The 11577-nt window shown below is 72.7% G+C and carries 7 protein-coding genes and 1 tRNA gene; 3 read left to right on the top strand and 5 right to left on the bottom strand.

Annotated features, from left to right (window positions below; all coding sequences use genetic code 11):
• Nucleotides 1-39 precede the first annotated feature (39 nt).
• The 3 genes from ACWCXX_RS20500 to ACWCXX_RS20490 all read right to left on the bottom strand — a co-directional run bounded on the left by ACWCXX_RS20500 (nt 40) and on the right by ACWCXX_RS20490 (nt 4899).
• The gene (locus ACWCXX_RS20500) at nt 40-1941 is read right to left on the bottom strand and encodes a DUF2264 domain-containing protein (RefSeq protein ID WP_451129161.1); all 1902 of its coding nucleotides are present in this window, start codon (nt 1939-1941) and stop codon (nt 40-42) included.
• A 335-nt stretch (nt 1942-2276) separates the two neighbouring features.
• Nucleotides 2277-3806 (bottom strand): amino acid permease, encoded by a 1530-nt coding sequence (locus ACWCXX_RS20495; RefSeq protein WP_451129159.1) that lies wholly within the window; start codon nt 3804-3806, stop codon nt 2277-2279.
• Between the two features lie 85 nt (nt 3807-3891).
• Nucleotides 3892-4899: a hypothetical protein gene (locus ACWCXX_RS20490; protein WP_451129157.1), complete on the bottom strand. Its 1008-nt coding sequence runs from the start codon at nt 4897-4899 to the stop codon at nt 3892-3894.
• Nucleotides 4900-5343: 444 nt separating this feature from the next.
• Here ACWCXX_RS20490 and ACWCXX_RS20485 point away from each other — a divergent pair, with 444 nt between their 5' ends.
• Nucleotides 5344-6777: an FGGY family carbohydrate kinase gene (locus ACWCXX_RS20485; RefSeq protein WP_451129155.1), complete on the top strand. Its 1434-nt coding sequence runs from the start codon at nt 5344-5346 to the stop codon at nt 6775-6777.
• A 523-nt stretch (nt 6778-7300) separates the two neighbouring features.
• On the opposite strand, the gene ACWCXX_RS20480 is transcribed toward ACWCXX_RS20485, so the two are convergent.
• Nucleotides 7301-7960: a hypothetical protein gene (locus tag ACWCXX_RS20480; RefSeq protein WP_451129153.1), complete on the bottom strand. Its 660-nt coding sequence runs from the start codon at nt 7958-7960 to the stop codon at nt 7301-7303.
• A gap of 151 nt (nt 7961-8111) precedes the next feature.
• Nucleotides 8112-8645: a DUF309 domain-containing protein gene (locus ACWCXX_RS20475; protein WP_451129151.1), complete on the bottom strand. Its 534-nt coding sequence runs from the start codon at nt 8643-8645 to the stop codon at nt 8112-8114.
• 109 nt (nt 8646-8754) lie between these two features.
• On the opposite strand from ACWCXX_RS20475, the gene ACWCXX_RS20470 reads away from it, so the two are divergent.
• Together ACWCXX_RS20470 and ACWCXX_RS20465 are read left to right on the top strand one after the other, a co-directional pair.
• Nucleotides 8755-11388 carry an ATP-binding protein gene (locus ACWCXX_RS20470; protein WP_451129149.1) on the top strand — a complete coding sequence of 878 codons (2634 nt, stop codon included), beginning with the start codon at nt 8755-8757 and terminating at the stop codon, nt 11386-11388.
• A gap of 50 nt (nt 11389-11438) precedes the next feature.
• Nucleotides 11439-11512, top strand: a tRNA-Pro gene (locus tag ACWCXX_RS20465).
• Nucleotides 11513-11577: the final 65 nt, after the last annotated feature.

Here is an 11577-nt window from a genome sequence, read left to right as displayed (position 1 = left end):
GAGCGGGGCGCGCGGCCGTCGGGCCGCGCGCCGCGGTGCTCAGCCGTGCGTGACCGACAGCGGCCCGAAGGCGACGCGGGTCGTCGCCGGGTCCCCGGCCCAGCGGACCTCCACCGTGTCCCCGTCCACGTCCACTCCGCTCACCACCGCGTCGAGCGGCGTCGCGCCGGGCTCCGAGCTCAGCGAGGCGAGCGCCACCAGCAGCACCGTGCCCTCCGCCGCCGCGGACAGCCGGGGCACCACGGCCCAGGGGGTGTACGCGGTGCCCTGCGGCGCCCGCACCTCGTCCCGCGTCTCCCAGCCGTACAGGCCGTGCAGCGCGGAGAGCGCCGTGTCGTCCCGGCCGGTCGCCCAGCCCGTCTGCTCCACCCGGGCCCCGGGCGGGGCCCCGAGCACCCGGTGCACCCGCAGTTCGTACCGGCCACGGGCCACGGTGACGCTCTCCACGCGCATCCCCGGCACCATCGGCGGCGCGGACGTGAACACCGGCCGGTGCCAGGAGGCGGCCCACCCCCAGCCGTCGCCCGACCCGGCGCCCAGTGCGCGGACGACACGGCGACCGCTGCGCACCCCGGCGACGACCACGGCCAGATGGTTGTCCGCGACGTTCCCCCGTGCCGTGGGACCGGTCACCGTGGAGTACGACTGCCGGCTGTACAACGGGTCGTCCTGCACCTGAGCCTCGCCCTCGTGCGGGCGCACGTGGTCGCTGCCGTGGTTGTGCAGCCGTACGATCCCGTCCGCGCGGGTGGACTGGACGAGCAGCCCGGGGGCGGGCAGCGCGAGCACCCGGTCGGGGCCCTCGCTCGGCGCGGGCTCCTCGGTCGCGGTCCACAGCGGGTGGTCCTCGGGGGCGAGCAGCGCGACGAACGCCTTGGACGCCCAGTACGGCGAGGCGGGGCCCGAGTAGTTCTGCAACGACGCCTCGTGCGGGCCGTGCCAGCCCAGGTTCAGCAGCCCGTCCGCACCGGCCGCGCCCCGGTCCAGGAAGTAGCGCAACGCCCCGTTGACCACCCGCCGCGAGACGCCGGGCGTCAGCGGGGTGTGCCCGGTGACGGCGCCGAGCGCGACCGACGAGGCGGCGGCGAAGCGGTACGGCAGCGAGCGGCCGAAGTGGATCGGCGCGCCGTCGCCGCCGAACAGCAGGGAGAAGCCTTCCAGGTGCTCGCGCAGCCGGGCGCCGTAGTGCGCGGACAGCTCCGCGTCGCCCGACAGGTGCGCGTCCAGCACGGGGTAGAGGTGCAGCGCCCAGCCGTTGTAGTGGTCGAAGGCGCGTCCGTCGCCGTCCGAGTACCAGCCGTCCCCCCGGTACCAGCCCTCCAGCAGGTCGAGGGCGCGCTGCTTCGCCCGCGCCGTCTCCGCGTCGCCCCGGCCCACGGACTCCAGGAACCCGGCCACGGAGTAGGGGAACAGGCACCAGTTGTTGGGGGCGGGGGTGTGGAGCAGCGCGTCGCGCAGCCACCGCGCGGCACGGTCCTGCACCTCGGAGTCCAGCCGGTCCCACAGCCACGGCCGGGTCAGCCGCAGCCCGATGGCGACCGACGCGGACTCGACCATGGGCTGGCCGAAGACGGAGTGGTCGCGGATCAGCGGCCAGGACTCGGCGTCGTCCCGGCCGGGGGCACGGGTGCCGGCCGCGAGCCCGTCGGCGTACCGGTCGAGCCAGCCGTGCGGGTCCTCGCCGTGCGCGCCCGCCACCCGGAAGGCGGCGGCGAGGAACGTACGGGCGTAGCCCTCCAGGCCGTCGGAGCGCACCCCGGACACGGACGGCCGGCCGGGCAGGTCCAGCAGCGCGCCGCCCGGGGTGGCCCACCGCCAGGCGGCCCGGAGCAGTCCGTCCGCCGCGGCCTCCCAGTGCGCACGGGTGTAGCCGGTGTACGGGCTGGCGGTCCGGTCGTCGGCGGGGAGTCCGAGCGGGGAGCCCGGGTGGGGAGCGGTCATGCGGGAAATGCCAGCCTTTCGCGTCGTACGGGATGGACGGATCCGTCGCCCGCGGTCCGGTGGCCGGCCGTACCGGTCGTCGCGGCTCGTCACCCCGCGGACCGGGCGTGCGTCTCCCCGACTCCTGAATCGGGATCACTGGGAATCCTGATCGACTGATCGATATGGGTCAAGAGATTGATCGAATATAAATCAAAACGGTCAAACGATCACTCAAGGGGTGTGCCGATCCCCGCACGCAGCACCCCGCACATGCCTCGGCCCTCCCGGACCACCACCCGCAGCCTGTTGTCCGCTGCGCGCCGTGATCGGGAGGGCCGGAGAGGGGAGGAGGGTCAGACGATGCCTTCCTCGATCTCCGCCTGCTCGCGGGCGTTGCCGTACGCCGACGGGGTGCTGTACGAACGGCGGGCGACGAACCACCACACGGTGGCCAGGACCAGTACCGCGATCAGCGCGATCGACGCGTAGTTCATCGAGTCGACCGTCACCGGGGACGACTGCGGCAGCAGGAACAGCACGGTCACGATGGCCACCCACACGACGGCGATCCAGCCGATCGGCTTGCTCCAGCGGCCCAGGTGCCAGGGGCCGCGTTCGAAGCGGTTGCCGGAGCGCAGTTTCAGGAAGATCGGGATCGCGTAGGCGGGCGTGATGCCGATGACGTTGATCGCGGTCACCGCGCCGTACGCGGTGGCGGAGTACAGGGACGGCAGCGCGAGCACCCCGGCGACGACGACCGACAGCCACACCGCGTTGACGGGGGTCTGGGTGCGGGCGCTCACCTTGTGCCACAGCGCCGAGCCGGGCAGGGCGTTGTCACGGCTGAACGCGAACACCATCCGGCTGGCGGCGGCGACCTCGGCGTTGCCGCAGAACAGCTGGGCCGCGATCACGATCAGGAGCAGGGCGGTGGCCCCGGAGGTGCCCAGGGAGTCGATCATGATCTGGGCGGGCGGGACGCCGGTGGCGCTCTCCTGGGTGCCGACGTAGTCCTGGATCGCGAAGGTCAGTCCGGCGAGCAGGACGAAGCCGGCGATCCAGGAGACCCAGATCGCCCGGACGATGCCCTTGGCGGCCGTCACCGAGGCGTTCGACGTCTCCTCCGACAGGTGGGCCGAGGCGTCGTAGCCGCAGAAGGTGTATTGCGCGAGCAACAACCCGATCGCCGCGACGTACAAGGGGTTCTCCCACCCCGTGTCGTTGACGAACTCGGTGAAGACGAACGACGGCGACTGGTGGTTCGAGGGCACGATCGCGAGCACGGCGACGATCACCGCGACACCGATGAGGTGCCACCACACGCTGATGGAGTTGAGCACACTGACGAGACGGACGCCGAAGAGGTTCAGCACCGCGTGCAGCAGCAGGATGCAGACGAAGATGATCATCGTCTTGCCCGGTGTGGGGGTGAAGCCCCACTGCAGGTTCATCAGCGCGCCGGTGAACAGCGCGGCACCGTAGTCGATGCCCGCGATCGCGCCCAGCAGACCCAGCAGATTCAGCCAGCCGGTGTACCAGCCCCACTTGCGGCCGCCGAGCCGGTCGGCCATGTAGTACAGCGCCCCCGAGGTCGGGTAGGCGCTGGTGACCTCGGCGAGCGCCATGCCGACGCAGAGAACGAAGAGACCGACACCGGCCCAGCCCCAGAGCATCACCGCCGGGCCGCCCGTGGACATGCCGAAGCCGTACAGGGTCATGCAGCCGGACAGGATCGAGATGACGGAGAAGCTGATGGCGAAGTTGCCGAAGCCTCCCATGCGACGGGCGAGCACCGGCTGGTAGCCGAGTTCGCGCAGCCGTTCCTCCTCGTCCACCGGATGGGAAACCTCCGCACCCGACCGGGCCGGGGTGGGTATGGACATCGGGAAAACCTCCATGAGCGGGATGGGCAGGGATGGGAAAAAGGGGGGACGGTTCAGGCAGGGGGCGGCGTCGCGGCGCGACGGATCAGCCGCGCGACCTCCGGCCCGGGGCGCGGGACGCGGCGAGGCAGCGGCTGCGGGCACGCAGGAAGACGTCCTCCGCGTCTCCCGGAGCCTTGCCGCCACGGGTGCGGTACGCCCAGGGAACCGAGGTGAAGTAGGGGCCGAGTTCCTCGAACACCGCCGCGGCGTCGGCGAACTGGAGGGCACCCCACAGAGCGTGGGCCAGATAGTTGAGGTCGAGCAGGGAGTGGGAGATCGGAGCCGTGCGGCGGAACCAGAGCTCCAGCGCGCGGACGGCGTCCCGCTCGGCGTCCTCGGTGACCCAGTGGAGGTCGAGTGCCTTCTCGTGGCCCTGCTCGCGGCGGTAGCGCTCGACCCGCACATACAGCGGAAGCACGTGCAGCGCGGAGCCCTCGGGGGCCGAAGAGGCCGCCCACTGAACGAAGTTGACCGCCTCCGAGAGACTTCCGCCGGCCTTTCGCGCGTACACGAACTGGAGCATCCGGTGGTAGGCCTCGCGGTTGTACGGATCGCGCTTGTCGGCCTCCGCCAGCAGCCCCCACGGGCCGGGGAACAGCATCGGTCCCGGCGGGTGCAGCCGGTGTTCCTCCAGCTGCTGCCGCTCGTCGAGCTGGGACAGGGCGAGCAGGCACACCCACGGCACCGGGTCGGTGGGGGAGGCGTTCGCGGCCGACCGACAGGCCGTCCAGGCGTCCTGCCACAGCTCCCGGGCGCGGTGGTGGCCCTCGCGGTGGGCCCGTACGGCACGCTCGACGACGACGCGGGCATGCATCACCGCGGCGGCGATGCTCCGGGGCTCCTCGGCCAGCCAGGCCTGCACCGCGTCCGAACCGGCGGCAACCGCGCCGAGCACCTGGGTGCGCTGGGTCCACAGGGTCCAGTCCGGAGTGCTCTCCAGCAGACTCCGCATGGACAGCCAGCGCCCGGTGCGCAAATCCTGTAAAGCGACACGTAAATCGTTGTCGTGGCCGGCCGGATGGTAAACCGGCCGGAAATCACTGTTGGCCATGGACTCGCCCTGTCCCCGTGCGGCGGGACGGCATGCGACGGATGGAAGTTCTTCTCAGCACGTCACGCAACCCGGCGGTGACGTGGGGCTCGTGCGGAAGCGGAAGGGCCGGGAATCGGAAACCCGGTTCTCGGCGAAGGGTGTCGGTCTCATCAATCCTCAAGGACGTGGGGGGTGAAGCAGCTGTTGAAAAACGAACTGCTCGAAAGCGTCCGGTTGTTGCTCGGCGGTGAGTGTAGAGGCAGTTGCTCCGTTTTCCAGGTCGATTCGCGGATCTTACTCAAGTAGACATAATCCCGCAGAGCTTGACCCTCACTCAGAGAGCTCCGGACGAGGGGCTGTTCGGCCCTTGACGTACGCGGTGGTCTGCACCACTCTGGGCGGCGCAGTCCAATGATCACGATTCCGTTCAAGCCGCAGAGCTTCCGCACAGCTGGAGTGTCGATGACAGGCCCGGTACTCGCTGTGGACCAGGGGACGTCGGGAACGAAGGCCCTGGTGATCTGCCCCGAGCGCGGTGTGATCGGTTCCGCTTCGGTGCCGGTGAGGACCCGTCACGGCAGCGGGGGAGCGGTCGAGGCCGATCCCGGGGAACTCCTCGGTTCGGTCGTCGAGGCGGGCCGCCGCGCGTTGCAGGAAGCTGCTGAACCGGTCGTCGCCGTCGGCCTGGCCAACCAGGGCGAGACGGTGCTCGCCTGGGACCCGGACACCGGGCGCCCGCTCACCGACGCGATCGTCTGGCAGGACCGGAGGTCCGCCCCGATCTGCGTCGAACTCTCTTCCCACGACGAGGAATTGACCCGGCTCACCGGGCTGCCCCTCGACCCGTACTTCGCCGCCCCCAAGATGGCCTGGATCCGCCGGGAACTGACCCGCGAGGGCGTCGTCACCACCAGCGACTCCTGGCTGGTCCACCAGCTGACCGGCGCGTTCGTGACGGACGCGGCGACCGCGGGCCGCACCCAGCTGCTCGACCTCGACCGGGCCGCCTGGTCGCCCGAGGCCCTGGACGTCTTCGGCCTGGCCGACGAACGCCTCCCCGCCGTCGTCGACTGCGACAGCACGGTCGGCACGACGACCGCCTTCGGCGGCGAACTCCCGCTGACCGGCCTGCTCGTCGACCAGCAGGCCGCCCTCCTCGCCCAGAACGCACTGGACCCGGGCAACGCCAAGTGCACCTACGGAACGGGGGCGTTCCTGCTCGCCCAGACCGGAACCACTCCGCGCCGCGGCTCCACCGGACTGGTCAGCTGCGTCGCCTGGCGGCTCGGCGGCAGCACGAACTACTGCCTCGACGGGCAGGTCTACACCGCCGCGTCCGCCGTCGACTGGCTCACCGGCCTCGGAGTGATCTCCGGCGCGGCCGACCTCGACCCGGTCGGCGCCACCGTCCCCGACTCCGGCGGCGTCACCTTCGTCCCGGCACTCGCCGGCCTCGCCGCCCCCTGGTGGCGCGGCGACCTGCGCGGATCGGTGACCGGCCTCGGCCTCGACACCACCGCCGGACACCTGGCCCGCGCCCTGTGCGAAGGCATCGCGGCACAGGTGGTCGAACTCGCCGACGCGGTCGCGACCGACCTGGGCTCCCCACTGACCTCGCTCCGCGTCGACGGCGGCCTGACCCGCTCCGCACTGCTCATGCAGACCCAGGCCGATCTGCTGCAACGCCCCGTCGAGGTGTCCGCGCTGCCCGACGTCACCGCGCTCGGCGTCGGGGCGGTCGCCCGGCTCGGCCTCGACCCGCGACTGCCGCTCCGGCAGGCCGTGCCCGAATGGAAACCCGCCGCCGTGTACGAACCCCGGATCGGCGCCGACGAGGCGGCCGAGCGGCTCGCCCGGTTCCGGGCGGCCGTACAGACCCTCCTGGACCATGCCTGACAGGTACGGGAACCACGCAATGCCCCCACGATCACGACGACCGGCCCCCCGCCGGCCATCGGCCCACCGCACGACGAGGAACGGAGTCTTCGCTGTCGGCAACCTGCTGCACGGCGCGGCGAGCGCCGCCGTCGCCGCGGTCGGGGGCCGGGCCGTCGCAGCGCCCCTGCTGCGTCACCTGGCGACGGGTCCGTGGCCCGAGTGATGTCCGCCCGTCGCGGCCGAGCCCCCGTCGTGCTGGATCGCGCCGAATTTCGTCGGGCCCGACGGCGACGCTCCGCCGCACAACCGCTTCAGCCTGCGCACCACCCGGCGGCTGTCCTCGCCGCTGCTCGTCGTCCGGCAGGGCGACCGGGTGCTCCACCGGCAGCGGCTGCTGCGGCCGGCCGTGCCGGGCCTCCCGTTCCACCTGCGCGCCCACTGGCTCGACGGGGTCGATCCGGAGGGCGGAACCGTACGGATCGAAGCGAACTGACAGAGCATCAGGAATTTCGGTACACCGCAGGGCCGGGAAACCGGGGAGTCAGGGAATCAGCAGCCAGTCCGAACCGATCGCCGCGACCAGGCCGAAGGCCAGCAGCCAACTGCCGAGCCGGGTGCGGCCGTTCCTGCTGAGCTCGACCACGATCCCGCACAGGATCAGCGCGAGCCCGTACACCCCGACCACCAGCACGGACGAGCGGCTGGCGATCCGCAGCGCGAGGACCACCGCCATCGCGGCCATGCCCACCGCCGACAGCACCATCCGCAGCCGCCTCGCCTGGCGCGGGGTCAGCCTCCGGGCGGCGCTCTTGTCGGCCGTCCCGTGGTCCGCCTCGGAAGTCGTCCCGTCGACCGCCTCGGGGTCCGTCGCGGGAGCCGCTTCGCGGACCGTCCGGGGGGTTGTTCCAGGGGCAGTCGTGGGCGCCGTCTTCCCGGTCGCCCCGGGAGCCCCCTCGCCGGCGGGCGTTCCGGGGTCTTTCGCGGGAGTCCCCTCACCGGCCGTCCGAGGGGCCTTCCCGGGCGCCGCTCCGTCGGACGCCCCGGGAGTCTCCCCGTCGGCCTTCTCGTCGGTCTTCCCGTGCGCCGCCCCGCCGGCCGACTCCGCAGCGGCCTCCGATGCGCCCCCGGACTCGCCCCCGGATTCGTCCTCGGCGCCGGTTATCGGGGTGTCCACGACCTGGTCCTGGTCAGAAGTGCTCATGACGCGCGATCGTAATGGCTGCGGGCCGCCCTGTTCACCGCTCCCGGCGACGGACGACGGGCGACGCGGCGGAGAAGCGATGCGGACGCGACGGGCACCGGTCGCTCCCCGGCCCCCGGGCACGGTCGGCGCATCCCGCGCCGCAGCCGCCCTACCGGCCGGGGGCCCGCAGACGCGGTGCCTCGGCGGCGGCGTCGACGGGTTCGGCACCGGCAGGCCCGGTACCCGCCCGTTCCCCGACACCGGACGTCCCTCCCGCCACCCGGTCGGCCAGCTCCTCGGCCCAGCCGGTCAGCCCGCCGACATCGAGCCCGTACGGCCGGGCCGGTACGAACGGGGCGAGCGCCGCTGCCCCGCGCCGCAACAGCCGGGCCCCGCCCACCGCGTTGCCCCGGGCCGCGTGCGTCAGCCCCACGGCCAGCTGCGCCAGGCCCCGCCACAGCTCCCGCTCCGCCTCCGGACCCGACTTCCACGCGTCCTCGAACACCTCGTGCGCGTGGAACGGCATTCCCGCGTCCAGCAGTCGCTGCGCCTCCCGCACCGTCTGCTCGGGCGTACGGACCACGCCCTCGGGCTGCCGTTCGACCCCTGCCGCCCCGTGGGGAAGGGGACGCCCCAGCCCGTCGCGGGGACGCGCGCTGCGCGCCCGGCCCTCGGCGTCACGGTCCCTGCGCGTCTCGTCCATTCCACGATTGTGCCCCGCACCTGCGGCGAACTGTCGGAACCACTGTCCGTGGACCCTCGGGCACGACTAGTGTCGAAACCAATCCGTACCACCCTAGGGGAGGGTAGGCATGAAGCCGTCCCGGCCGCTGTACGAACGCGAACCGGAACTTGCCGCTGCCGCACAGGCCGTGGACGCCCTGTGCGGCGCCCAGGCCGTCGGCGGGCTGCTGATCTTCAGCGGCGAAGCGGGCATCGGCAAGACCGCACTGCTCGGCGAGATCCAGGTCATGGCCGCCGACCGGTGCACGATCTGGTCCGCACGCGGCGGCGAAACGGTCACGTCCGTGCCGTTCCACGTCGTGCGCCAGCTGCTCCAGCCCGCGCTCGACCAACTGCCGCCCGACGAGGTGCGGGACCTGTTCGGACCCTGGTACGAGATTGCCGCGCCCGCGCTCGGACTCGCCGAACCGAGCGGCCCCCAGCCGGACCCGCAGGGCGTGCGCGACGGCCTCGACTTCGTCGTCTCCCAGCTCGCGTCCCGGGCGAGCCACCGCCCGCTGCTGCTCATCGTCGACGACGCGCACTGGGCGGACGGCGAATCCCTCGCCTGGCTCGCCTCGTTCACCGCCCGCCTCGGCGAACTGCCCGTACTGGTCGTCCAGGCCCACCGCCCGGAGGAGCTGGCGGCGCGGGTGAAGGAGAGCGGGCCGGGCAGCGGCCACCCGTCCCAGGTACGGGTCGCGTTGCGCGCCCTCACCCCGGACGCCACCGCCGAACTGGTCCGCGCGGCCCTCGGTGAACACGCCGACGACCCGTTTTGCCGCGAGGTGTGGGCCGTCACCGGCGGCAACCCCTACGAGGCGGTCGAACTCGTCGCCAAGGTGCAGGACCGCGAACTGGCGCCGCTGGAGGAGTCGGCCGGGCTGCTGCGCGAACTCGGCGCCTCCGCCCGCGGCAGCGGCCTCGTCGCCCGGCTCGAACGGCTCGGCACCAACGCCAACCGCTTCGCCTGGGCCGCCGCCGTCCTCGGCACGGAGATCTCGCAGAGTCTCGCCGCCAGCCTCGCGGGCATGAGCCCGGCCGAGGCCGCCGACTGCACGGAGCGGCTGCGCGAGGCCCGTATCGTCACCGGCTTCGATCTGCTGGAGTTCGTCCACCCGCTGATCGCGAGCGCGGTGTACCGCTCCATCCCGCCGGCCACCCGCACCGCCATGCACGGCCGGGCCGCCTGGGCGATCACCCGGGCCGGACTCGGAGCCGCCGCGGCCTCCCGGCACCTGCTCGAAGTGCACCCGGACGACGACCAGGAACTGGTCGGCCAACTCCGCGACGCGGCCAGGCAGCACCTCGCGGTCGGCGCCCCGGACGCCGCCCGCCGCTGTCTCGAACGCGCCCTGCAGGAACCACCGAGCCCGCAGGTGAAGGCCACCCTGCTGTACGAACTCGGCTGCGCCACGCTGCTCAGCTCCCCGGCCACCACCGTCCAGCACCTGCGCGCCGCTCTCGACATGCCCGGCCTGGACGAGGAGCAGCGGGTCGACGCCACCTACCGGCTCGCGGCCGCGCACTCCCACAACAACCAGCTGAAGGAAGCGGCCCTCGCCCTCGCCGCCGAGGCCGCACGCACCGCCCCCGGCCCCGGCCTGATGCGGCTTCAGGCCGGAGCCTTCCTCTGGGAGGGCATGCAGGCCGCAGAGGACGACGGACCCGCCCGCTCCGCCCGGCTCGCCCGCAACGCCGACCATCTGCACGGCCGTGACAACGCCGAGCGCGCCCTGCTCACCATCCGCGCCTTCGACGCCATGATGCGCGGCGAGAACGCCCAGCTCGTCGTCGACCTCTGCGAACGCGCCCTGATCGACGGCCACCCCGCCCGGGGACTCGGCTGGACCGACGCGGAATGGGGATTCGAGCTGCCGACCCTCGTCGGCATCACCTACGCCTTCACCGACCAGCTCGACCGCGCCGAGCAGCTCTTCGGCGAGGCCGTCCGCGCCTTCGAGATCTCCGGATGGAGCGGCGCGCATCTCGCGTTCGCCCACACCCTGCTCGGCCTCGTCCACCGGCGCCGCGGACGGCTGGCCGAGGCCGAGGGCTTCCTCCGCGAGGGGCTGCGCCTGGCCGACCGCGTCGGCAGCGGACTGCCCGTCCACTGGGACGCGGCCTGTCTGCTCATCGACACGCTCCTCGCCCGCGGGCGCGTCAAGGAAGCCCGCGAGATCGCCGACCGCTACGCCTTCGGCTCGCCCTACCCCAGCGCGATGGTGCTCCCCGACGGCCCGTGCGTGCGCGGTCGACTGCTGTTGGCCGAGGGCCGTACGAAGGAGGCGATCTCCGAACTCGAAGCGGCGGGGCAAGCCCTCGAACCCCGGGGCAGGTTCAACGGGGTGTGGGCGCCCTGGGCCGGTGACCTCGCCCGCGCCCTGGCCGAGGAGGACCCGGAGCGCGCCGCCCGGCTCGCCGCGACGGCCCGGGTGCACGCCGAACGCTTCGGCACGGACACCGCGATCGGCGAGGCCCTGCGCTGCGTCGCCCTCTTCGCGGAGCCCGAGGACGCCACCCATCTGCTCGCCGAATCCGTCCGGCACCTGGAGGCGTCCCCGTCGGCGTACGAGCACGCGCTCGCCCTCGTCGACTACGGCATCGCGATCCGCTCGACGCGCGAACTCGCCAGAGCCCAGAAACTGGCCACCGCGTGCGGTGCCGAATCCCTGGCGAACCGCGCCCACCAGGCACGGGCGTCGATCCGGGCCGCGGAGTGAGGTAATGTTTGTCCTGCGCGGCCACCCGGGAACACCGGGGGGAATCGCATCGGGACGTGGCGCAGCTTGGTAGCGCACTTGACTGGGGGTCAAGGGGTCGCAGGTTCAAATCCTGTCGTCCCGACTCGAAGGAGTCGCAGATCAGGGGCCGTATCGGAGAAATCCGAAACGGCCCCTCGGTCGTTCCCG

The organism is Streptomyces sp. NPDC001732 (assembly GCF_053596315.1).
The sequence above is the reverse complement of the archived record's forward strand: the minus strand, read 5'-3'. Positions and strand labels throughout refer to the sequence as shown.